This is a genomic window from Massilia sp. Mn16-1_5, assembly GCF_004798585.1.
Classification (GTDB): Bacteria; Pseudomonadota; Gammaproteobacteria; order Burkholderiales; family Burkholderiaceae_D; genus Telluria.
The window spans coordinates 1-21,902 of the sequence record NZ_PPXQ01000015.1; the positions used below are offsets into that span (position 1 = coordinate 1).

Here is a 21,902-nt window from a genome sequence, read left to right on the forward strand (position 1 = left end):
CCGCCGAACTTCTTCGACAGAACGGTTGCGATTGCAGCCGTCAGGGTGGTTTTGCCGTGGTCAACGTGACCGATGGTGCCGACGTTGACGTGCGGCTTGGTCCGTTCGAATTTACCTTTTGCCATTTGAGACTCCTAACGATATTTTGAGAATTACCAGGCACACCTGACGGACGAGTACAGCGCACTGCCGTTCTAAATTCTGGTGCCCTTGACGTGGATTGAACACGTGGCCTCTCCCTTACCAAGGGAGTGCTCTACCACTGAGCTACAAGGGCTTATTTGTTTGCACCGCACAGACTGCAGCACAATTTACTGGAGCGGGTGAAGGGAATCGAACCCTCGTCGTAAGCTTGGAAGGCTTCTGCTCTACCATTGAGCTACACCCGCGAGGAACAACTTCAATTCGACTTCACGAACTCTTCATTTGGTGGTGGGGGCTGGATTCGAACCAGCGTACTCAGAGAGGGCAGATTTACAGTCTGCTGCCTTTAACCACTCGGCCACCCCACCGCGAAGAACCGCAGAGTATGAAGCAAGCTCAACATGCTGTCAACTATTTTTGCCATCCTTACAGGCTTGGCTCAATAGCAGCGTTGCTTCGGGGCGTGATTGTAACCGTTCGGGGTAAGAATCTGCAAGGCTCTTTTTTCACGAGCGGTGCGCTACGCGACCCGCCGGTGCTGTACTGTATGCAGCAGGCATGTAAATACTTTTGCACATGGACAGCAAGGCGCCCCACTACCCCCGTTGGAGCTGGCCGCAGATCCTCGTTGCCGGCGTTACGATCATCGCGTTTTTCATTGCCATGCGGCTGATCAACAATTGGCTTGCGTTGCCGGCCGGTTATGCCTTGCCCCTGTTTCCTCCTGCCGGGATCGCCCTGGCGATGACCACTGCCGGCGGCATGCGCGTGCTGCCCGCGGTGGCCCTCGGCGCCTTCGTGTATGCGTTCCCCTTGCATCAGGCAAATCAGGCGCTGACGGAAGCCGGCACCTGGATCGCCATCCTGGCCGGCACCTTCGGCGCCACCTTGCAAGCCTGGCTGGGCGGACGCCAGTTCCGCCGCCACATGCGTCCGGCAATCGATTCCGGGCACGACGTCATCGCGTTCTTTCTGCTGACTCCGCTTGTCTGCCTCACCAGTGCCACGATATCGGTCCCCGTCCTGTTTGCACTGGGCGCTTTCGACGAAGTCGCGCAGTTGCGCTTTTGGTTCGCCTGGTGGGCGGGCGACACGCTCGGCGTGCTGCTGGCCGCGCCCCTGTGCTGGATCGTGTGCGGCGCGCCGCGCCGGCTGTGGCGGCGACGCGCGCCCCTGGTGGCGCTGCCGCTATTGATTGCCAGCAGCGCCGTGGTGATCATCTACCGGCTCTCGCTCGGCTGGGAGCACGACCAGCACCTGCAGCCCTACCGGCTGAAAGCCCAGCAGACGGCCGACATGCTGCAGGCCGAATTCAACGAACATGTGCGTTTTGTCGGCACCTTCGCCCGCACGCTTGCCGACACCGAACACATCCTGGCGCGCGACAAATTCCTGCGCATCGCCGGCGGCTATGCCGACGGCCGCCCCGAGATCCAGGGCATCAATTGGGGCGTCCCCGTCACGCACGCCGAGCGCGCCGGTTTCGAGGACTGGGTGCGGCGCACGCTCGACCCGGCCTTCAAGGGCATTGCCGACATGGACGAGGCGGGCGGACTGGTGCCGGCCAATGAGCGCGACCGTTACCTGCCGGTGCTCTACCTGTGGCCGCCGGCGAACAACTTCATCCGCGGCGTCGATTTCCTGGCCGCCCCCGGGCGCGCCGCGGTCGCCGCACGCGCGATGGGATCGCGTGCGCCGGTCGCCTCCGAGCCCTTCTCCATGCTGTCGACGTCGGGACTCGGCATCGGCCTGCTGCGCTCCGTCGGCGAGCGAGAAGGACCGCCGGCCGGGGTCGTGATCTTCATCCTGAATGCCGAGAAGCTGCTGAAGCAGGCGATCGCGCGCGCGGACTTCGACGGCTTCAGCGCGGCCCTCGTCGACGTCACCGACGGCGCGGCGCTGCCGGTGTCCGGTTCCCTGGGCCAGTGGAAGCGCGACGACTACCGGGTCGGCCTGCATTTCGCCGGGCGCAGCTACCAGTTGAGCTTCCGGCCGACGCCCGCCTACATGGAGGCCGAGACCGGCGCCGTGAGCTGGATGGTGCTCTCGGCCGGCCTCCTGATGACGGGCATGCTGGGCGCGCTGATGCTGCTCATCAGCGGCGAACGCGCCGTGATCGAGGAGCAGGTGGCCGACCGGACGGCGCGCCTGCGCGACCGCGAAGCGCGCCTCGAGGCCATCCTCGACAACGCGGCCGACGCCATCGTCACGGTCGACGCGCATGGCGTGCTGGTGTCGAGCAATGCCGCCACCGCGCGCCTGTTCGGCTATCCGCCGCCGCACCTGGACGGCTTGTCGTTCAGCGCGCTGGTGCCGAAAGCGGGCGACGCGACGGGCGATGCCGGCGCCGAGCTGGCGCGCCTGGCCACGGCGCCCCCCGAGGACTGCGTGCTCGAGGGCCGCAATGCGCGCGGCGAGGTCGTGCCGCTGTCGATCTCGGTGGCACCGGTGCTGATGGGACGCGAGGCATTTTTCGTCTGCATCCTGCGCGACCTGAGCGAGCAGCAGCGCGCCCAGGAACGCATCTACCGGCTGGCCCATCACGACGCCCTCACCGGCCTGGAAAACCGCTTTGCCCTGAACGTGCGCCTGGAGCAGCAGCTGGCCAGCGCACGGCGCCATGGCGAGCCGGCGGCGGTGCTGTTCATCGATCTCGACCATTTTAAAAAGATCAACGATTCGCTCGGCCATGCGGCCGGCGACAAGCTGCTGGTCGGCGCGGCCGAGCGCATGAAGGATTTATTGCGCGAAGTGGACACACTTGCCCGCTTGGGCGGCGACGAATTCATCATCGTGCTGGCCGGCCCCCTGACGCCCGACAGCGTCACCAGCGTCGCCGTGCGCGTGGTCGAGTCGCTGTCGCAGCCGTATCAGCTGAACGGCGCCACCGCGCACAGCGGCTGCAGCGTCGGCGTGGCCCTGTTTCCGAACGACGGCGAAGATGCCCCGACCCTGATCCGCCACGCCGACATGGCGATGTACGCGGCCAAGCGCGAGGGACGCGGCAATTTCCAGTTCTTCTCGCCCGAGATGAACGCCGCCACCCACGAACACCTGCTGCTGGAAAACCGCATGTGGGGCGCGCTCAATGCAGAGAATTTCGAGCTATACCTGCAACCGCAGGTGGAGCTCGATACCGGACGCGTGATCGGTGCCGAAGTGCTGCTGCGCTGGCACGACCAGGAGCTGGGCAGCGTGGAGCCGAGCCGCTTCATTCCCGTGGCCGAGGAAAGCGGCATGATCGTGCCGCTCGGCGACTGGGTGCTGGGCCAGACCATGGTCTTGCTGGCCCAATGGCAGCGCGAGGGACTGGAAGGCCTGCGCCTGGCCGTCAACCTGTCGGCGCGCCAGTTCTCGGGGTCGACCCTGCTGGCGCGGCTCGACGAGCTGGTGGCGCAGCACGGCATCGACCCGTCGCAGCTGGAACTGGAGATCACGGAGACGGCGGCGATGCGCGATCCGGAAGCGACGCGCCTGCTGCTGCGCCAGCTGCGCACGCGCGGTTTCAAGCTCGCAATCGACGACTTCGGCACCGGCTATTCGTCGCTGGCTTACCTGAAACTGTTTGCGATCGACCGCATCAAGATCGACCGCGGTTTTGTAAAGGACATCGAGCACAATCCGAACGACGCCGTGATCGTCGCCGCCACCATCGGCCTGGCCCATTCGCTGGGGCTGACCGTGGTGGCCGAAGGGGTCGAGACCCAGGCGCAATGGGGCTTCCTGCGCGACAAGCAGGGCGACGAAGCCCAGGGCTACCTGTTCGCGCGGCCGATGCCGGCGCGTGAATTCCGCGAATTCATCCGGCGGCAAGCGCAGCCAGTACCTGGCGCTTGAGGGCGCGGATCATCGCCGTTTCGTCGGGCGGCACGCCTTCCGGCGCGGTCTGTGCGCGATCCGCATAGAAAAAGCCCAGCTGCGCCTTGCCCACCACGAGCGGCAGCACGATGAAACTCTTCGCATCGGGCAGCAACGTACGGTGCCAGGACGGCAGCAGCTCGCGGATCTTCGGGCTGGCCGCATCCGAGATCATCAGGTCGGCATCGTTCTCCATCGCCAGCAGGAACAGGTCGCGCCCGCCCGACGTTGGCAAGGGCGCCGGTACCGGGAACACGAAGCCGGACTGCACCCGCGCCTGGTCGGAACCGAAGGAGACGCGTGCGCGGTACTGCCCGGCGCGCGCATCTTTCAGACAGACGGTGGCGAATTTGAAACCCAGCGCGCGGTACAAGGTTTCGAGCACGGCCAGGATCACGTCGTTGACGCGCGCGCTGCCGCCGGCGCGCAATTGCGTCACGTCCTGCACGCCGGCCAGCAGCAGCTCGCGTGCGTTCTTCGGCTTGCCGCTCGGGTGCGTTCCCTCCTCCTCTTCTCCGGCGTCGAGCGTGGCCAGCATCAGCACGTCGGGCAGGCCGTCGCCGGTATCAAGCGCTTCCTTCGGCAGCGGTTGCAGGTTCATGCTCTCCATCAGGCCCTGCATGCCTTCGGCCACGTTGGTGAACAGGCGCTCCAGCGCGGCCGCATCGAGCTCAAACGCGGCGCCGTAGCGCGCCAGCAGTGCACGGGCTTCCGGGGTGGCGGCAGGTTCGCCGCTTTTGCCCAGCAGGCGCGCCACGTCCAGGCTGAAGGACGCAACTTGCCGCATCCATTCGCCGCGGCTGGCCGCGACTTTCAAGGAGCCAGGCGGCAGCGCCGCCTGGGCGCGCACGATCACTTCCGGGATCTTCCATTCGGCCAGCACGGCCGCCGACAGGGTGTCGTAGCTGCAGCCGAGGATCATCTGCGAGGCCTGCGCCGGGGTGTGCTTGCCACCGGCGGTCAGCTGCTTGATTTCGCGGTAGCGCGCATGTTCGTGCGAGGCCACCAGCAAGGCGCCCAGGTTCTTGAACAGCGCGCCGATAGCCGCTTCTTCCGCGCCCTGGTAGTGCGAGAGCCTGGCCATCTCGCGTCCGACCAGGCTGGCGCACAGGGCCGCTTCCAGCTCGACGCGCACGCTGCCGGCATGGGCGCCGTTGTCGAGGGTGTCCACCAGCAGCATCGCCAGCGCGGTGGTTTTCACGTTGTCGAAACCGAGCAGCGCGATCGCACGCGAGACCGTGGTGACGGCGGTGCCGGAGATCGTGCGGTAGCGGATCGTGTTCGACAGGCGCAGGATGCGCTGGGTCAGCGCCACGTCGGAGAGGACGAAATAGGCGAGATCGTGCGTGCCCGGCTCGTCGGAATCGGCCAGCTCGATCACGCGTGCGATCGAACCGCCCAGGGCGAACATCTCTTCGTCGCCATTCACTTTTTGCATCAATGCCGCGCGCACGCGGCGGGTCGCGCCCTCGTCGGGCGGCTGGACTGCTTCAAGCATGGGGAGTATCCGGATTATTTATGTGACTTCTTGTACTTTTTCAGCACAGCCTGGTGCAGCGCCGTGAGCGCGGGCAGCTTCGGATTGCGCGCATCGAGCCGGCGCACGGCGGCCATCTGCGCCAGGGCCTGCTGGCCGAGCTTGTCGTCCCAGCCGGTGTGCTCGAGACAGCGCAGCAGCGCCAGCGCGGCGTTGAAGGCGACCTGCGGATTGCCCGGCATGCGCTGGGCCGCTTCCTGCATCAGGGTGACGGCGCCGGCGTAGTCTCCACTGCGGGCGCACTCGGCGCCGCTGGCCACCAGGTCGACCACGTGCTGGCGCGTTTCCTGGGCCAGCGTGGTGCCGAGTTCCGCGTGCCCGGCCTGGGCCATCACGCTCATCGCGCGGTCCATGGCGCTGGCGTCGGCCGCATTGCGCATGACGTCGCGCACCAGGCTCGTTGCGCCCTCGGCCATGTCGTGCGCCAGGCAGTTGCGTGCCAGTTCGAGTTTCAGATCGGCCGACATGGCAGGCAAATCGCGACTGGCGGCCACTGCGGCATTCAGCGAATCGAGCAGGCGTTCTTCGTTGCCCGTGTATTCGTGCAGCAGCGCCGAGGAGATCGCGCTGCAGGCGTCCGCGTGGGCCTTGCCGCCCATCGAGCGGTCGAGGTCGCGGATGACGGTGGCGGCCGCTACCGGATCGCCTTTACGGACCAGGGTGCGTACCAGTTTGACGTGGTCTTCGGGGTCGCGAAACTCCGAATACTTTGCCTTCGCCACCACCTGTTTCAAGACCTTCTCGGCGACCTCGTCGTCGCCGGCTTCGAAAGCGACTTCGCCCAGGGTGCGCAGGCGGCGCACGGCATGCGGCGAAACCGCCACCGCGCGTCCCAGCACGTCCTGCGATTTGTCGAGTTCGCCCATCGCCGTGTGGGTGCGCGCCAGCCAGTCGTAGGCGTCGACGAAATTCGTGTTGGTCTGTACCAGCTCGGTCAGCAAGCTGCCGGCTTCCTCGTATTCCTCGCGCAGGTACAGGGTTTTCGCCAGGCCCAGACGCGCCCAGGCGATCGCCTTGCTGTCGGCGAGCTGGCGGTAGATCGGTTCGGCCAGGTGCGCTTCGCCCAGGAACAGGTGCAGTTCGGCGCGCAGGCGCAGGAAGTCGACCGCGTAGCGCGGGTGCGCCTGTTCTCCCTCCAGGCAAGCCTCGATCGCTTCGTGCTGGGCGCCCGCTTCCATCAAGCGGTACACGGGCAGGAAGACATTCCTCTTTTCCAGGGCGCGCGCGATGCGTTCGAGCAGGCGGTCCGCCGTGAACGGTTTCAGGATGTAGTCGGTGGGGGCCAGTTCGGCGGCGCTGACGACTTTACCGTAGTCGCCTTCGGCCGTGACCATGAAGAACATCGTCGCCAGCGACACCAGTTTATGGTGGCGCAGATCCTCAAGCAGCTGCTGCCCGTCCTGGCCGCCTTCCAGGTCGTATTCGCACAGCACCAGGTCGAAGCTGCGCAGGGTCAGTTGCTTGACGGCCTGGTTGGCACTGCTGGCATGCTCGATGCGGGTCAGGCCGCACATGTTCAGCATGCTGTGGATATTCGCCCGCATGCCCGAGTGGGGCTCGATGAGCAAGGCGGTGAGGCCGTCTAATTCGTTCATGGCGATTTCCGTTCAGGCCGGCGGCTACGCTGGCCGCTGCCGGACGAGTATATTACGGCCGAGGAACAAACTGGCTGAATTGGGGAGTGACTTGCGGAAAACCTGCTTGCAGGTGGGAAAAAGCAACAGTTGGTGAGATTTCAGGGGTGCTTAAAAGCCGGCAGCGGCGCGACGGGCAGCGCGGTTCTTGCACTCGGCGTGCGCGGTACTGCTCACCACGTTCTGGTAGCGCACTTCGTACTTGCCGGCGGCCAGGCCGTCGATGGTGAGCGTGCCGTTGCCCAGCACATAGGCGTGGCGCACGTTCGAGCGGCGCTCGAGGTCCCAGATCTTGACGAACACGGGGTTCGCATTCGCGCTGTTGTCGACCACCACCGTCATCTCGCGGCCGCTATTGCCCATCGGGTAGCCGGGGATATAGCCGGACTGCTCGGGCCAGGGTTCGCCGTTCGGCGCGGCGGGCGTGGCGAGATCGGTATCGCATTCGGGCTGGCGCGCCGGCACCACCAATTGGGTCACGGCCAGGGCTTTCACCACGGCTGGCGGCGTCTTGGCGCCGGCCGGCATGGCCCAGGCGTCCGGGTCCGGCGCCGGGACCGAGGTCACCGGCGGCACAGTCACGGTTTCCGGTTTGCCGTTGAAGGCGAGCGCGGACGGCAGCAGGCGCGGCTGCTGCACCAGCAGCAGCGCGCAGACGGCACCCAGCGCCACGCCGCCGGCCAGCCCGATCCACCAGCGCGGTTCGCGCAGCAGACGGCGGCGGTTGCGCGCCGGCGGCGGCGATTCCCAATTCTCGCCGCGGGTGCGCGGCGCCTCTTCCCCGCTGCTCTCCAGCCACTCGACTTCCCATTCCTCGGCCGCGATCCACTCGTCGTGCTCCTTGCGGCGCACCGGATCGGACAAGATGTTATAGGCGGTGTTGACGATCGCCATGATGCGGGCGGCCTTTTCGTCGCCCGGATTCTTGTCGGGGTGGTATTTCTGGCTGAGCGCTTTATAGGCCGCACGCACGACTTCCTGCGGCGCGCCGCGCGCTACCTTCAGGTTGTCGTAATGGGTGTGGATCTTGGCCATGGTAAGTGGTGCCGCGTGCAGGTTCTGGTCAGGTCGCCAGCCGGTTCCTGGAGCCCAACCGATACAGCATAGCCGGGTTTGTATCCCTAGTGCAAGTTATCAATTTTACAAGCGGTGGCTGCGATCGGCCCGCACGATTGCATCAGGCAGGTCGACGTCCTTGCCTACGACGAGGACCTTGAACAATTCACCCATTTCACTCGGCGCGACCAGCTTGTGGACCGCCTTCGACTGTGGCAAATAACGCACGGCATCTTCGGGATCGGTGCGCATCAACAGCTCACCGATGCCGCAAGCCAGCAGGAAACCGGATTGATTCGTGTAGGCCAGCACGTCCAGTCCGGCATCCTGGGCCGCCAGCGCCATCGCCGTGAAATCGACGTGGGCCGTGATGTCCTGCAGCCCCGGCAGGAAGAAGGGTTCCGGATGCGAATGGTGGCGGTAATGGCACATCAAGGTGCCGCCGGTTCTCTGGTCGACGTAGAACTCGTGGGCCGGGAAGCCGTAGTCGAGCAGGATCGCCGCGCCCTTCCCGCCCTGGAACATGGTGGCCAGCGAACCCATGAAGCCGCAGGCGACTGGATGCAGTTCGGTGAGATAGCCTTCCGGCAGGGACTCGGCGTCCGGAATCTGGCGCGCCAGCTGGGCTGCCAGCGTGGCGTCGAGTTGCGCCTGAACGTAAGTAAAACGGCCATCCTCGATCGTCACCATCTGGCGCTGCCAGCCATGCGCGGTCTTGATCACCAGTTCGACCGGCATCGCGTCCAGTACCTCGTTGGCCAGCACCACGCCGTTGAAGGCCTCGGGGAAGCCGTCGCGCCACTCGACCTGCGGGAAATCCTTCAAGGCTTCCTGCTGGCGCGCGCGCAATTCTCCGGAGAGCTCGATGATGGTGTAGCGCTCGACTTGCACCCCGCCGTCCGCCAGGGCGGTGAGCACGTCACGCGCCAGCTTGCCGGTGCCGGCGCCGAATTCGATGATGTTGGGCGCGCTTTGGGCGATAATAGCGGCTGCCGCGCGCGCCAGCGCCTGTCCGAACAGGGGAGAAATCTCGGGCGCGGTCGTAAAATCGCCGCTGGCCCCCAGCTTGGCCGCGCCGCCGCTGTAGTAGCCGAGACGGGGCGTGTACAGCGCCAGCTCCATGAAATGCGAAAAGGCAATGGCGCCGCCCGCCTCTTGAATAGCGGCGGCAATTTCCTGTTGTAGGGCGTGGGACGCGGCCAGCGCGTCGCTGTCGGGAAGGGGCAGGGACATCCCGGCATTGTAGCCAGATCGGCACGGATCAACAATTTCAGCCACTTGCCAAGACCATGACGCACATCACGCCAACTGTTGGCGGCCACCGCAGTGAAATCCAGGTTGCGCTCGTGACCGGCGCCGGACGCCGCCTCGGCCGCGCCATCGCCCTCGGGCTGGCCGCCGCCGGCTGGGACATCGCCGTCCACTACCGCCACTCCGAGCGCGAAGCGAACGAGACGGCGGACGCGATCCGCGCGCTCGGCCGCCGTGCCGCCCTGCTGTCGTGCGACCTGGCGGATGAAGCGGCGGTGCGCGCGCTGCCGGGACGGGCCGCCGAGGCGCTAGGTAGAGTTACTTGCATCGTCAATAACGCTTCGTTGTTCGAATACGACAGCGCCACCACGTTTTCACCCAGTTTGCTTACGGCGCATATGCACACCAACCTGGCCGCGCCCCTGCTGCTGGCGCAGGCTTTGCATGCCGCGACGCCGGAAACCAGCCAGGCCGTGGTCATCAACCTGCTGGACCAGAAACTGTACAATCTCAACCCGGATTTTTTGTCGTACACGCTGTCGAAGGCGGCGCTCGATGCCGCCACCAAGATGCTGGCGCAAGCGCTGGCACCCCAGGTGCGGATTGTCGGCGTGGCCCCCGGCATTACCATGGTGTCGGGCGACCAGAGCGAAGAAGGCTTTACCAAAGCCCACACCGTGACGCCGCTGGGACGCTCCTCGACCCCGCAGGATATTGCCGACGCCGTCGTATATGCGGCATCGGCGCGCGCGCTCACCGGCACCACGCTGGTGGTCGACGGCGGCCAGCACCTGGTGCCGCTGGCGCGCGATGTGATGTTCCTAACGAAATAAATAACTGAATTTAAAACCGACCAAGGCCTTTCTATGCTGTCCGCCCTCACCCACCCGAGCTTGCGCGATTGCCGCCGGCTGTTCCTGCGCAATTACGAAGTGATGATCAACATCGGCGTGCACGACTTCGAAAAGAAGGGCGAGCAGCGCGTCCTGATCAACGTCGACCTGTACATCCCGCTGGCCGAATCGACCCCCAAGGCCGACCAGCTCGATGAAGTCGTCGACTACGATTTCATGCGCGAGACCATCGCCCAGCGCATGGCGCAGGGCCACGTGCACCTGCAGGAAACCCTGTGCGACGACGTCGTGCGCGCCATGCTGGCCCACCCGCGCGTGCGTGCCGCGCGCGTGTCGACCATGAAGCCGGACGTGTACCCCGACTGCGAAGGCGTCGGCGTGGAAGTGTTTCAAGTGAAGGAAGCAGCATGAGTGCAGTATTGAACGACACCGCGGACATCGACGCCAAAAAGGCGGAAAAGATTGCGCACGAGAACAACAAGCTGCATAAGCGCCTGTGCCGCCTGGTCGGCCAGGCGATCGGCGATTTTAATATGATCGAAGACGGCGACAAGGTGATGGTCTGCCTCTCCGGCGGCAAGGACAGCTACGCCCTGCTCGACATCCTCATGACCCTGCGCGAGCGCGCGCCGATCCATTTCGATATCGTCGCCGTCAACCTGGACCAGAAGCAGCCGAATTTTCCAGCCGAGGTGCTGCCGGCCTATCTCGATAAACTCGGCGTCGATTACCACATCGAGAACCAGGACACCTACTCGATCGTCAAGCGCCTGATCCCGGAGGGGAAGACCACGTGTTCCCTGTGCTCGCGCCTGCGCCGCGGCATCCTGTACCGTGTCGCCGATGAACTGGGCTGCAACAAGATCGCCCTCGGCCACCACCGCGACGACATCCTCGAAACCTTCTTCCTGAATATGTTCTTCGGCGGGAAGCTGAAAGGCATGCCTGCGAAGCTGGTCTCGGACGACGGCAAGCACATGGTGATCCGTCCGCTGGCTTATGTAAAAGAAGCGGACACGGAGCGCTATGCGGAAGTGAAAGGCTTCCCGATCATTCCGTGCGACTTGTGCGGCTCGCAGGAAAACCTGCAGAGGAAGCAGATCAAGGCCATGCTGCGCGATTGGGAAAAGAAGCATCCGGGCCGCGTGGAGAACGTGTTCTCGTCGCTCTCGACCGTGGTGCCGTCGCACCTGCAGGACCGCAACCTGTTCGGCTTCGTCGATCTCAAGACCGATGGCATCGCCAATCCGGACGGCGACATCGCCTTCGACGAGGAGCCGTGCTCGACACCGGCGGCGAACACGATTTCGCTGACGCAGCTGTAAACCGTTCGCGACGCATCGAAAAGCAGCGCTTCGGCGCTGCTTTTTTTTCGTCCGCTCTCAGGCGAGCGTCATGCCGAACAGCTGCAGGTCGCGCGTGCTGTCCGGCGCCTGGAAGGTCCGTTCGAAGCGCAGGCCCAGTTTTTCGAGCAGGCGAATGGAAGCCGCGTTCTCGGGCACGACGGTGGCGACCAGGCGCGTCAAGCCGAGCGCGCGCGCATGCGCCAGCGTCGCTTGCGCCGCTTCGAAGGCATAGCCCTTGCCGCCGTATTCGGGCAGGAAGGCATAGCCGATGTCGACGTCGTCGAGGAAGTCGCGCTTGGCCAGGCCGCAGACGCCGATCGGGCGGCCGTCTTCCTTCAATTCGACGACGTGGAAGCCGAAGCCGAGACGCGCGACCATCGCCATCGGTCCCTTGACGATGTGCTCGCGCGCGCCGTCGACGGTGCGGATGCCGCGGTCGCCGATGTAACGGTGCCAGGCGGGATCGTTCAGCATGCGGAGCATGAATTCGGCATCGCCAGGTGCCATGTGGCGCACGCGCAGGCGTTCGGTTTGCAGGACGATCATGAAAGGCTCACTGAGTTTGAAGAGGACGCTGGCGCGACGCCAGCAAGGCCCCGATGAACAGCGCCAGCGCCGAAAACACCAGCCCGCGCTGCAAGCCGCCGGGGCCGTCGGCGATCCAGCCGATGGTCGAGGGTCCGACGATCTGGCCCAGCGCGAACACAGTGGTAAACGCGCTGATGCCGGCCGACCAGGCGTGCTGCGGCAGGTTGTGGCGCACCAGGGCGGTGGTCGAGGCCACTACCGACAGGAAAATCCCGCCGAACAGCAGTCCCGAGACGAACATCAGGGCAGGCAGAGCCGTCAGCGCCGGCAGGAGCGTCGCTATGCCCAACAAGGCGTTCAGGATCGCCATCGCCTGCCCGCCCTTGAAGCGGTCGAGCATGCGCGCCCAGATACGCGACGAAGCCATCACGGCCAGTCCCAGCATGGCGTAGAACAGCGTGATGGTGGTACCTGCCATCCCCTGCTCCTTGAGCAGAGCGATGACGAAGGTCATGTAGCCGATATAGCCGACCCCGAACATCAGGTAGCCGGCCAGCCCGAAGCCGAAGGGAGCCAACCGGAACCCGCCTTGCGCGCCCGCCTGCGAGGGCGCGCCGTCGACTTGTCTCGCCGGCGGGATCATCATCAGCGTCGCCAGCAGGCACAGTGCCGCCAGCGCGATCCAGGCCCATTGCCAGGCGTGTGCGGCACCCTGGGCCGTGGCGGCGTCCATCGCCACGGGCACCAGCAAGGACGAGGCGACGATGCCCAGGCCGGTGCCGCCATAATACATCCCGAGCAGCAGGCCGGCGCGCTGCGGGTGCAGCAAGCCAAGCCGCGCCGCGAGCAGGCCGCCGGAAATGAAAATGAAGGCGCTGGCGATGCCGGCCAGGACGCGCTGGCCGATCAGCACTTCGGCATCGATCACGAAGCCGGAGAGCAGCATGAACAGGCTGGCCAGCACGGCGCCGCCGACCAGGGCCGCTTGCGCGCCGTAACGCCGCATCAGGGCGGGAGTGGCCAGGGCGCCGAGAAAATAGCCGAGGGCGTTCCCGGTATTCATGGCGCCGGACAGAAAATAGGACCAGTCGAGGTCGGCGCGCATGGGCGGCAGCAGCAGCGCATAGGAAAAGCGTGTCAGTCCCAGCGAAACGGCGGCACCGAGCGACAACGCAAAGGCCGTCAAAAAGGGGCGCCGCGCGGCCAGCGACGCCGATCCGGGCCGTGTAGTCGATGCGCTGTTCGCGTGGCTGTCCATATTGTGATTGTAGATTCAAAACACGGCCCGTCGGCATTTTTCGGTGGCAGTATTACAATCGATTCAATCCAATAAAGGACATCCCATGCCCCTGCTGCCACGCCTGCTGACCGTCTTTGCGCTTTCTCTCTCCATGATCTCGCCCTCGATCGCCCTCGCCGCCCCAAGCATGGTCTATCTCGTGCGCCACGGCGAGAAGACGCCCGACGAAAAGGACCCCGCGCTGACGGCGCAAGGACGACAGCGCGCGCAGAACATCGCCACCATGCTGGCAAAGACCGGCATCGCCCACGTTTTCAGCACGCCGACGAATCGCACACGCCAGACCGCGCAGCCGCTGGCGCAGGCGAGTGGCTTGCCGGTAGAGGAATACGATCCGCGCGCGCCGCGGGCGCTGGTCGAAAAGGTCAAGGGATTGAACGGGCCGGTGCTCGTGGTCGGCCACTCGAACACCTTGTCCGAACTGGTGCGCCTGTTCGGCGGCCAGCCCGGGGTCGAGATCGCCGACAACGAATACGACCGCGTGTACCAGCTCATTCCCCGTGCGGACGGCAGCGTGGCCACCGTGCTGTTCACCTCCCTGCCGGCGACCGGTCCCGCTCCTTGAGTCACAGGGCGCGCTCGAATCCCACACGCAGGCTGGCCATCCCGCCCCAGGCCTGCGCCCGTGTCACGATGGTGCCGTCGGCATCGCGGTAGATGGTGCCCGCACGCTGCTTGCTGCCCAAGGCGTTTGCCACGCTCGCGCGCAGACGCCAGCCTGCATCGAGCTTGCGCGTCCAGTACAGGTCGAGCGGCGCCGTGCGGCCAAGCCAGGTGGTGACGCCGTCGATCGAACGGCTGGTGGCGCTTGCGCGGATGTTCAGGTTCGCGCCCGCGCTCCAAATGCCCACGCCGCGGTAGTCAGCGCCCAGGTTCAGCGTGAACGGCACCTGCTCGGCCAGGGTGTTGTCGGGACCGGGCACATTACGCACGCGCGACCAGTTGCGGCCCGCGTTCAGGCGCAGCTCGAACGCCGCGGCGCCGACCTTGAGCGGCGACTTCAGGTCCACCTCGACGCCGGCCAGGTCGGCATCGCCATTGTTGATCGGGCGTGCGACCCAGCTGAGGCCATCGCGGTACAACTGCTGCGTCGTGACGTCGCTTACGCGTTTTGCGTAGCCGGACAGCGTGGCCGTGCCCTTTTCTCCCAGCGGTCGCTCATAGGCGAGATCCAGGCCCCAGCTCAGCTCCGGGCGCAGGTCCGGATTGCCTTCGACGTCGGGATTGGCAGGGCCGTTGTTGTTATTGATCGTGTAGCGGCGCGGTACCAGGTTGCCGGTCAGCGGCGCCTTATAGGTGCGCGCCAGCGCCAGGCGCAGCTGCTGTTTGGCGGGCAGCTTCCACAGCAGTTGCAGGATCGGGCTGGCCACGCTGCTGCTGGTCGCCACGCGCGCCAGGTCGGCACCGTCGGTTCCCGTGCGTAGTCCTTCCCAGCGCAGGCCCGCATAGCCTTCGAAACGTTCGGAGATGGTCCACTCGTCCTGGGCGAACAGCGCCAGGCGCTCGACCCGCGCCGTGTAGTCCTGCAGGCGCTGCGCCGCGTTCGGGATGCCGTCGATCGTATCGAACTGGTTGCGGTGTTCGCCGCGCGTCGTACGGCTGGCATCCCAGCCGAGACCGAGACTATGTGCCGCACCCAGCGGCGCCAGGTACTTGCCGTTCAGGCTGGCCGTGCGCTCGTCGGCGCCCGAGGCCACGGCGCGCGCGAGGCCCAGGCTGCCATCCGGCCGCGTACCGAGGAACAGGTAATCGCCGCGGCGCCGGCTGGCGTCGACCACGCCTTTCACCGTCAGCTTGCCGGCGCCCTGGAAACGGTGCGCCCAGGCGAGGTCGCTGCGCAGGCTGGCCGTGTGTGAGCCGATGGCGGCGGTACTGGCGGGATAGTCTGTCGGCGCGCCCAGCAGCGTCTCTTCGTCCGCCGCGGTATCACTTTGCGAGCGCACCAGGCCGACGAGCGTGTTCCAGCCCAGCGTGTCGCCGTTTTCAAACGTCCAGTTCAGGCGCGGCGCCAGGTTCAGGCGGCCGGTGCGGCCAAGGCCCGATTCGGTGAAGCGGCGTGCCGCCGTCGTGCTGCCTGCCTCTTCGATCGTCTCGTCGGTCAGTACGCGGTCGATGCGCACAGTGCGCTCGGCACTCGCACCAAGCGACCAGGCCAGATCGCCGCGCTTGCCGCTCAGCTGGGTGGAGGCCGACGGACTCCATTCGCCGCGCTGGTAGCCTGTCGAGACCTTGTCTTCGCGCCGTCCCGTGTTGCTGCGCTTGCGCAGCACGATGTTGATGGTGCCGGCCACCGCCTGCGCGCTGCGGTCGGCCGTGGGCGTGCGCGCGATCTCGATGCGCTCGACCAGTTCGGGCGCGATCGTATCGATCGTAAAACCTTGCGGCACCGGCTCGCCGTCGACCAGCATCTGCGTATAGCCCGTGCCGAGGCCGCGCATGCGCACCTCGCTGCCGACCACCGCGATACCGCTCTGGCGCTTGAGGACGTCGGCCAGGTTGCCGTCGCCATAGGCCGCGATCTCGGCGCGCCCGACCACTTTGCTGGCCACGGCCGCTTCGAGCGGCTGCGCCTTGCCCTGCACCTCGACCCGGGCCGGCGCTCCCTCCTGGGCGCAAGCATACGGCAAGGGGGACAGCAGGAGCAGCAAAGGCAGGCGTTTCATGAAGGCGCGATCGGGTTCGGAAAGCGCGATTCTAGGGCCGGTGCCCCCTGTCGCGCCAGCCCTGTGACGAAAGACCGCCGCGCTGTGACGAGTGCCGCCGCCTGCCGGTTTTTAGCCATGGCGGCGCTGCTATACTCGGCGCACCATGAGCCAGCCAGCACACAAGATCGCGCGCACCATTCTCGCCCACGTCGGTTTCTGGACCGCGCTATGCATCGCCGGCGCGCTCGGCGTCTACACCGACCGGATCGGCTTCGGCCGCCCGTCCCCGTTCACCACCATCCTGCTCGAATGGTGGGTCGGCCACGTGCCGATGATGGCTCTCAGCAGCGCCCTGAGCCTGGTGCTGGCGCGCCATCCCGCCCTGTTCACCGACCGCAGTACCGTGATCCGGACCTACGCGGGCATGGTGCTGCTGTTCCTGCCCGTCGAATGGTATTTCCTCAGCTGCGCCGACGTGCTGCTACGCGGGGAAGTGCTGACCCTCCAGTCCGGCTGGGTCGAACTGACGAAGATGAACAAGATGACCTGGTTTACCGAGACGGCCTGGATGACCGGCACGTTTGTGACCATGGTCGCCATCGGCAACCAGCGCGAAGCGCGCGCACGCAGCGAAGCCTTCGCCAAGGCGCAGGCGGAAAACCTGAACCTGCACCTGGCTTTGGAACAGCAGCGCATGCTGGCCCTGCGCGCCCAGCTCGAACCGCATTTCATCTTCAACGCCCTGAACGCGATCAGCGCCCTGGTGCGCGCCGGCGACAAGCTTGATGCCCTGGCCGGCATCGGGCGCCTGTCCGACCTGCTGCGCTACGCCCTGGCCGCCACCCAGCGCGAACGCGCGACCATCGAGGAAGAACTCGGCTTCATGCGCGACTATCTCGCGCTGCAGCGCCTGCGCTACGGCGAGCGCCTGCGCATCCGCATCGACGGCGACGACGAACAGGTACGGCAGGGAGAGTGCCCGCCCCTGCTGCTGCAGCCCCTGATCGAGAACGCCCTGCGCCACGACCTCGATTGCCACGACGGTCCCGGCGACATCCGCCTATCTTTCGAACGCACGGCCGACGAACTCCTGATCCGCGTGATGAATCCGGTGAGCGAATGGAGTTCGCCGAATCCCGGTACGGGATTGGGCTTGTCGAACACGCGCGCGCGCCTGGCGCTGCTCGACGCCCGCGCGTCCTTGCGCACCGGGCACCGGGACGGCCGCTTCACGGCCGAGATCAGCCTGCCGCTGGCGCTGCAGGATTGACCTGCATGGACATCTGCTACGCCATCGTCGACGACGAGGAGCCGGGCCGCACCAACCTGCGCCTGGCGATGGAGGCCTACCCGGACTGGCGCCTGGCGTTCGCATGCGACAGCGCGGCCCGTGCGCGCGAAGCCTTGGCTATGCACCGCATCGACCTGCTGTTCCTGGACATCCAGATGCCGCGCGAATCGGGCTTGCAGCTGGCGCGCGAACTGGCGCAGCTGCCAGAGCCGCCGCTGGTTGTATTCGTCACCGCCCACAGCGCGCATGCGATCGAGGCCTTCGAAGTGCATGCGCTCGACTACTTGCTGAAACCCCTGGACGATGCGCGCCTGGCGCAAGCGCTCGAGCGCGCCCGCCTGCTGCTGGCAGGCCGCCAGCGCGGCGCCTACGGCAAGGCCTTGCGCGCCTATGCCGACGGTCCCGCCTGGCTGGAGCAGATCAGCGTGCGCTCGGTGGGACGGATCGACCAGGTGCAGGTGGGCGACATATTGTGGTTCGAAGCGCAGGGAAATTACGTGGCGCTGCACACGGCGTCGAACGCGCCGCTGCACCGGGTGGCACTGAGCCGGCTGGAAGCGCACCTGGATCCGGCGCAGTTTTTACGCGTGCACCGCGGGGTGATCGTGCGGCGGACGCAGGCCGTGGGCTTGAGCGTGGTGGGGGATGGGAGTTATTTGCTGCGGCTGCGCTGCGGGGCCGAGGTGGCGGTCAGTGAGCGGTATGCCGCGGCGGTGCGCGAGGTATTGGGAGCGTAACGTCGCGTATGTTCGTCTTGTCACGCGCGGGCATGCCCGCCCTACGTTACGGCGGCGGTGCACCGTAGGGCGGGCATGCCCGCGTATCACCGCGTGCGTGAACGCGGCGTACGTATTGCGGGCTTACGGCGCAACGTTCGTACGCATCACCGGATACAAATTCAAACGCTCGTCCCACGACGCATGGCGGCGCGCGAAGAACTCGAGGCGCGCATGGGCGCTTTTCGCAAACGCCGGATCGCTCTCGACGCGGCGCTTGAATTCGGCGGCGACGGCAGGATCGGCGGCCATCTGCTCGCGCGCGACTTCTTCGGCGACATACTCTTCCATGTATTCCTTCGGTTCGAAGGCATTGTTGAACATGCCCCAGGCCAGCAGCGAGTCCGGCGCCTGCGGTTCCAGCATCGCCATCACCAGTCTCGCCTTCGGCTGCGCGATCGGCACGAACAGCGCGCCTTTGCCGACGCTGCGCGGCTCAAGCTTCCAGCTGCCCTCCACCGTCAGGCGCTGGTGCGACTCGAAGGATTTCGTACCAAACGTCGCCTTGTCGGCGCGGAAGGTCTCGGTATCGACACGGTCGAGTGCCTTGTCCAGCTTGCGGAATTCGATGGCGTGCTGTTTCAGCTTCGCGGCCACCATGGCGGCGTGCGCGGCTGGGACGATGTAGCCGGCGCGCGGCGCGGCCACTTCCAGGTCGGCCACGATCTCTTCGCGCAGCGGCACGCGCCAGACCTGCGGGCGGCTTTCGTCGTAGCGCGTCATCAGGATGCCCGAGACGTCCGATGGGGTACGCGTGTATTCGTAGCCGTTGAAGTCGACCATCTTCGTCTTGTCCGTGGTCTTGTAGGTCAGCGCCACCGGCGTGCCGGCCAGGCGCGCGGCGCGGGCGTCTGCCGCCGCGGCGGCCACCTGCCACTGCTTGCCGTTCTTCGCGACCTGTTCCAGCACCGAGATCACGCTGTTGTGGGTGATGCGCACGCGGGTCGGGTAATCCTTCCACGAGTGGGTTTCGACCAGCATCGCCATGCGGTTACGCAGCGGGAAGTAGCCGGTCGAGAAGCGCGGATCGGAGACGGCGTCGACAAAACCCGATTGCGGATCGTCGGTCTTGGCGAAGGACATGTAGTAGGACTGCGGCGTCGAGCCCTGCTTCGTGATGTCGGCGATCACCTTGTCGCGCAGCGCCAGGCCCGCCTTGCGTAATTCCGGATCGGCCGAGTTGACCGGTTCGACCTGGATCGAGACGTCGTGCTGGAACTTCGCACCGTCGGTCACGTGCAGGTCGACATAGGTCAGCGGATCCCAGGCGTTCACCAGCGCCAGCATGGCCTGCATCTCGGGCGCGTCGGCTTTGACGTAGTCGCGGTTCAAATTGAAGTTCTGGGCGGTGGTGCGCCAGCCCATTTCGACCGGACCGCGCTGGTTCGGACGGTTCCACTGCTGGAAGCGCTCGTGGCCGTCGACGTTGAACACGGGCACAAAGACCAGCACCTGCTTGTCCAGCGCACCCTTGGCCAGGCGGTTTTCCAGCACTTCGCGCAGGGCTAGGAAGCCGGCGTCCTTGCCGTCGATCTCGCCGGCGTGGATGCCGCCCTGGATCAGGGTGACCGGCAAGCCTTTCTTCGAAGCCGCCTGCGCAGTAAAAGCGCCGGTGCGGGTGGCGATCAGCGCCAGCATCGGACGGTCTTCCGGTGTGCGGCCGAATTCCACGCATTTGACTTCCTTCGGATAGGCTTTCGCAAACGCTGCGCACAGCTTGACCACTTCGTCGTAGCGGCCCGTGGCCTGGAAACCGGAGCGCTCGGAGACGGTCGTCAGGTCGGGAGCGGCGGCATGGGTCAGGGGGGCGGCGGCCAGCAGTGCAAGCAGTAACGCAGAACGAATCATCGGTGAAGCTCCGGCAGGTTTATAAGAGAAGCAAAGCGGAAAATTATAGTCGGGTTTGCCCCCGGCGACAGGCGAAAAAAAAGCGCCACCCGCAGGTGGCGCCGCTGTTGGCGTGGCTGGCAATAAGCGCTTTACCTTGTCCGGTAATGGATCGCGATCTGCGACGCGCGCGGCCGTACCTGGGCCGGCACCGCGATCGCCATCGCCTGTGCCGAGGTGCGGGCCGGGCAGACGCCGGTAGCGCGGTAGCTGAGCGCGCCCGCCAGCAGGCCTTCGCTGGTGTCGCCCAGTTCGTGACTCAGGTCGTCGGCCACGCTGCAGGTCGGCGCGAAGCCGTCGGCGAAGTCGCCGAAACCCTTCGCGTTCACGCCCTTGAACTCGACCGAGAAGTAGGTCGTGCCGCAGTTCGGCACCGGCGTGAAACCATAGGGCTTGCCGCAGGTGGTGGCGCCGATCACGTTCACCTCCACGTTCACCCCGCGCAGGCCGTTGATCAGCGCTTCGCTGGCCGAGCAGGTGCCCGAGGTGGTCAGGATGGTGACGCGGTTCAGGCCCAGGGTCGGCAGGGTCGTACCCTCCGCGACCGAAAAACCGGCGGCCTTGTCGCTGAAGCGGATGATCTGCGGCGTTTGCGCCGCTTCGATCTTGTCGTTGTACTGCAGGCGCTCGAACACCTGGCCCTGGGTGGCCGGTCCGGCGATCATGTACGCCAGTTCGCTCGCCACGTGCAGCAGGCCGCCGCCGTTATAACGCAGGTCCACCACCAGGTCGCTGACGCCGGCCGCTTTCAGGGTCGTGATGGAATCGATCAGCTGGCGCTCGGCCACGGCGTTATGATTCTCGAAGCTGAGGTAGCCGACCTTGCCGGTCGGGGTGTCGATCACCTTGGTGTTCTTCACCGACAGCGCCGTCACTTCCTGCGCCTGCATCGTTACCGCGACCGTCTCGCCACCGCGCCGCACGGTGAAGCTGTGCGATGCGCCGGGCGTCGCCGGGAACAGGGCGGCATTGATCTTCTCGACCGTGGCGGTGTCGCTGCCGTTGACGAAGTCGACACCGTCGATCGTGATCAGCTGGTCGCCGCGGCGCAGGCCGGCGGCGGCTGCCGGCGAACCCGGTTCGACGATGGCGACGCGCCAGGTGCGCGGCGCGGTCGCGCTGCCGCTGCTCCAGGTCAGGCCGTAACCCAGTTCGATGCCGGAATTGGTCAGCTTGTCCCACTCTGCCGACGGATAGGTGAAGTGGTACATGTCCTTGTCGCGCGGCGACATCAGGCGCTCGAAGTAGTCGACCGGATTCGTAAAATCGGCCATCCGGAAGTTGGTCGGGACTTCGTTGTACCAGAGGTAGTACTGGTTCGACCAGGCGCGCAGGAAGGTCAACTCGTCGCGCAGCGTACCCTGCTTGTCCGGATACGGCTTGCCGGTATAAGGGTCGATGCCGGTGCGTGGCTTGGCGCACAGGTTCCAGTACTTGTCGAAGGCGTCGCCCAGGGTGGCGAGGTCGGGATCGGCCGCGGTGTTGCCGGTGCCGGCGTTTGTGCCCGTATTCGGCGTGGTGCTCGATGGCGGATTGCTGAGCGTACCGGGATTGCCGCCGCCACCGCCGCAGGCGGCAAGCATCAGGGCGGCAGCGCAGCAGGCGCTGAGCAGGCGCAGCGTGGCGGTCAGGCGACCGGTGGATGAAGTTGGCGATGTCATGAGCAGTGTCCGGCAGGCGAGTTCGTCAGGAAAGCTTAGGACAAGCGTGCCGATCCGGGAAGGCCGCACGCTTGCAATCGTCCATTTTATGGAGCATTTTTTGATTCCGTAAAGCAAAAACGCCAGGACCGGCG

At 65.9% G+C, this 21,902-nt stretch carries 17 protein-coding genes and 3 tRNA genes; 7 read left to right on the plus strand and 13 right to left on the minus strand.

The features are described 5' to 3' along the window. From C2862_RS17830 to C2862_RS17845, 4 genes are all read right to left on the minus strand, one after another. Positions 1-125, minus strand: a 125-nt coding sequence (locus tag C2862_RS17830) for a GTP-binding protein (protein WP_229427325.1), incomplete at its 3' end; no start/stop codon positions are given. Positions 126-202: 77 nt separating this feature from the next. Then, positions 203-277: transfer RNA gene (locus tag C2862_RS17835), tRNA-Thr, on the minus strand. A 38-nt stretch (positions 278-315) separates the two neighbouring features. Continuing rightward, positions 316-389: transfer RNA gene (locus tag C2862_RS17840), tRNA-Gly, on the minus strand. A gap of 38 nt (positions 390-427) precedes the next feature. Next, positions 428-512: transfer RNA gene (locus C2862_RS17845), tRNA-Tyr, on the minus strand. A gap of 208 nt (positions 513-720) precedes the next feature. On the opposite strand from C2862_RS17845, the gene C2862_RS17850 reads away from it, so the two are divergent. Beyond that, positions 721-3,981, plus strand: a complete 3,261-nt coding sequence (locus C2862_RS17850; protein ID WP_136221490.1) for an EAL domain-containing protein — start codon at positions 721-723, stop codon at positions 3,979-3,981. On the opposite strand, the gene C2862_RS17855 is transcribed toward C2862_RS17850, so the two are convergent. The 4 genes from C2862_RS17855 to C2862_RS17870 form a co-directional block, all read right to left on the minus strand. After that, on the minus strand, positions 3,944-5,500 hold the full coding sequence (locus C2862_RS17855; protein ID WP_136221491.1) for an HDOD domain-containing protein: 1,557 nt from the start codon (positions 5,498-5,500) through the stop codon (positions 3,944-3,946). The genes C2862_RS17850 and C2862_RS17855 overlap by 38 nt on opposite strands. A gap of 14 nt (positions 5,501-5,514) precedes the next feature. Then, positions 5,515-7,134, minus strand: coding sequence for a response regulator (locus C2862_RS17860; RefSeq protein WP_136221492.1), 1,620 nt, complete (start codon positions 7,132-7,134; stop codon positions 5,515-5,517). A gap of 150 nt (positions 7,135-7,284) precedes the next feature. After that, complete coding sequence (locus C2862_RS17865; RefSeq protein ID WP_136221493.1) at positions 7,285-8,208, minus strand: J domain-containing protein; 924 nt, start codon at positions 8,206-8,208, stop codon at positions 7,285-7,287. A gap of 105 nt (positions 8,209-8,313) precedes the next feature. Beyond that, positions 8,314-9,462 carry a class I SAM-dependent methyltransferase gene (locus tag C2862_RS17870; protein ID WP_136221494.1) on the minus strand — a complete coding sequence of 383 codons (1,149 nt, stop codon included), beginning with the start codon at positions 9,460-9,462 and terminating at the stop codon, positions 8,314-8,316. A gap of 56 nt (positions 9,463-9,518) precedes the next feature. Here C2862_RS17870 and C2862_RS17875 point away from each other — a divergent pair, with 56 nt between their 5' ends. From C2862_RS17875 to ttcA, 3 genes are read left to right on the plus strand one after another with little or no spacing between them, the layout of a single operon-like run. Next, entirely contained in the window at positions 9,519-10,313 is a 795-nt protein-coding gene (locus C2862_RS17875; RefSeq protein ID WP_136221495.1) for an SDR family oxidoreductase, read from the plus strand. 33 nt (positions 10,314-10,346) lie between these two features. Then, the gene (locus tag C2862_RS17880) at positions 10,347-10,745 is read left to right on the plus strand and encodes a dihydroneopterin aldolase (protein WP_136221496.1); all 399 of its coding nucleotides are present in this window, start codon (positions 10,347-10,349) and stop codon (positions 10,743-10,745) included. Then, positions 10,742-11,659: a tRNA 2-thiocytidine(32) synthetase TtcA gene (gene ttcA / locus C2862_RS17885; RefSeq protein WP_136221497.1), complete on the plus strand. Its 918-nt coding sequence runs from the start codon at positions 10,742-10,744 to the stop codon at positions 11,657-11,659. The genes C2862_RS17880 and ttcA overlap by 4 nt, the downstream gene beginning before the upstream one ends. 57 nt (positions 11,660-11,716) lie before the next feature. Here the strand turns inward: ttcA and C2862_RS17890 are convergent, their stop codons facing one another. Both C2862_RS17890 and C2862_RS17895 read right to left on the minus strand, forming a co-directional pair. Beyond that, a complete protein-coding gene (locus C2862_RS17890; RefSeq protein WP_136221498.1) occupies positions 11,717-12,226 on the minus strand; it encodes a GNAT family N-acetyltransferase in 510 nt (169 codons plus the stop codon). 7 nt (positions 12,227-12,233) lie between these two features. Continuing rightward, positions 12,234-13,466 (minus strand): YbfB/YjiJ family MFS transporter, encoded by a 1,233-nt coding sequence (locus tag C2862_RS17895; RefSeq protein ID WP_136221499.1) that lies wholly within the window; start codon positions 13,464-13,466, stop codon positions 12,234-12,236. 85 nt (positions 13,467-13,551) lie between these two features. Between C2862_RS17895 and C2862_RS17900 the strand changes: the two genes are divergently transcribed. Further along, positions 13,552-14,073 (plus strand): histidine phosphatase family protein, encoded by a 522-nt coding sequence (locus C2862_RS17900; protein ID WP_229467495.1) that lies wholly within the window; start codon positions 13,552-13,554, stop codon positions 14,071-14,073. A gap of 1 nt (position 14,074) precedes the next feature. On the opposite strand, the gene C2862_RS17905 is transcribed toward C2862_RS17900, so the two are convergent. Then, complete coding sequence (locus C2862_RS17905) at positions 14,075-16,171, minus strand: TonB-dependent siderophore receptor (protein ID WP_136221500.1); 2,097 nt, start codon at positions 16,169-16,171, stop codon at positions 14,075-14,077. A 145-nt stretch (positions 16,172-16,316) separates the two neighbouring features. Between C2862_RS17905 and C2862_RS17910 the strand changes: the two genes are divergently transcribed. Both C2862_RS17910 and C2862_RS17915 read left to right on the plus strand, forming a co-directional pair. After that, positions 16,317-17,423, plus strand: a complete 1,107-nt coding sequence (locus tag C2862_RS17910) for a sensor histidine kinase (RefSeq protein WP_136221501.1) — start codon at positions 16,317-16,319, stop codon at positions 17,421-17,423. A gap of 5 nt (positions 17,424-17,428) precedes the next feature. Next, entirely contained in the window at positions 17,429-18,181 is a 753-nt protein-coding gene (locus C2862_RS17915) for a LytTR family DNA-binding domain-containing protein (protein ID WP_136221502.1), read from the plus strand. A 123-nt stretch (positions 18,182-18,304) separates the two neighbouring features. Here C2862_RS17915 and C2862_RS17920 read toward each other — a convergent pair whose 3' ends face one another. Then, positions 18,305-20,068, minus strand: a complete 1,764-nt coding sequence (locus tag C2862_RS17920) for a M14 family metallopeptidase (protein WP_136221503.1) — start codon at positions 20,066-20,068, stop codon at positions 18,305-18,307. Positions 20,069-20,199: 131 nt separating this feature from the next. After that, on the minus strand, positions 20,200-21,768 hold the full coding sequence (locus C2862_RS17925) for a S41 family peptidase (protein WP_229467496.1): 1,569 nt from the start codon (positions 21,766-21,768) through the stop codon (positions 20,200-20,202). Between the last annotated feature and the right edge of the window lie 134 nt (positions 21,769-21,902).

What these genes read in the sequence shown, in the direction of transcription:
- C2862_RS17850 (WP_136221490.1), top strand. Translation starts at nt 721, where the DNA reads ATGGACAGCAAGGCGCCCCACTACCCCCGTTGGAGCTGGCCGCAGATC.
- C2862_RS17855 (WP_136221491.1), bottom strand. Translation starts at nt 5,500, where the DNA reads ATGCTTGAAGCAGTCCAGCCGCCCGACGAGGGCGCGACCCGCCGCGTG.
- C2862_RS17860 (WP_136221492.1), bottom strand. Translation starts at nt 7,134, where the DNA reads ATGAACGAATTAGACGGCCTCACCGCCTTGCTCATCGAGCCCCACTCG.
- C2862_RS17865 (WP_136221493.1), bottom strand. Translation starts at nt 8,208, where the DNA reads ATGGCCAAGATCCACACCCATTACGACAACCTGAAGGTAGCGCGCGGC.
- C2862_RS17870 (WP_136221494.1), bottom strand. Translation starts at nt 9,462, where the DNA reads ATGTCCCTGCCCCTTCCCGACAGCGACGCGCTGGCCGCGTCCCACGCC.
- C2862_RS17875 (WP_136221495.1), top strand. Translation starts at nt 9,519, where the DNA reads ATGACGCACATCACGCCAACTGTTGGCGGCCACCGCAGTGAAATCCAG.
- C2862_RS17880 (WP_136221496.1), top strand. Translation starts at nt 10,347, where the DNA reads ATGCTGTCCGCCCTCACCCACCCGAGCTTGCGCGATTGCCGCCGGCTG.
- ttcA (WP_136221497.1), top strand. Translation starts at nt 10,742, where the DNA reads ATGAGTGCAGTATTGAACGACACCGCGGACATCGACGCCAAAAAGGCG.
- C2862_RS17890 (WP_136221498.1), bottom strand. Translation starts at nt 12,226, where the DNA reads ATGATCGTCCTGCAAACCGAACGCCTGCGCGTGCGCCACATGGCACCT.
- C2862_RS17895 (WP_136221499.1), bottom strand. Translation starts at nt 13,466, where the DNA reads ATGGACAGCCACGCGAACAGCGCATCGACTACACGGCCCGGATCGGCG.
- C2862_RS17900 (WP_229467495.1), top strand. Translation starts at nt 13,552, where the DNA reads ATGCCCCTGCTGCCACGCCTGCTGACCGTCTTTGCGCTTTCTCTCTCC.
- C2862_RS17905 (WP_136221500.1), bottom strand. Translation starts at nt 16,171, where the DNA reads ATGAAACGCCTGCCTTTGCTGCTCCTGCTGTCCCCCTTGCCGTATGCT.
- C2862_RS17910 (WP_136221501.1), top strand. Translation starts at nt 16,317, where the DNA reads ATGAGCCAGCCAGCACACAAGATCGCGCGCACCATTCTCGCCCACGTC.
- C2862_RS17915 (WP_136221502.1), top strand. Translation starts at nt 17,429, where the DNA reads ATGGACATCTGCTACGCCATCGTCGACGACGAGGAGCCGGGCCGCACC.
- C2862_RS17920 (WP_136221503.1), bottom strand. Translation starts at nt 20,068, where the DNA reads ATGATTCGTTCTGCGTTACTGCTTGCACTGCTGGCCGCCGCCCCCCTG.
- C2862_RS17925 (WP_229467496.1), bottom strand. Translation starts at nt 21,768, where the DNA reads ATGACATCGCCAACTTCATCCACCGGTCGCCTGACCGCCACGCTGCGC.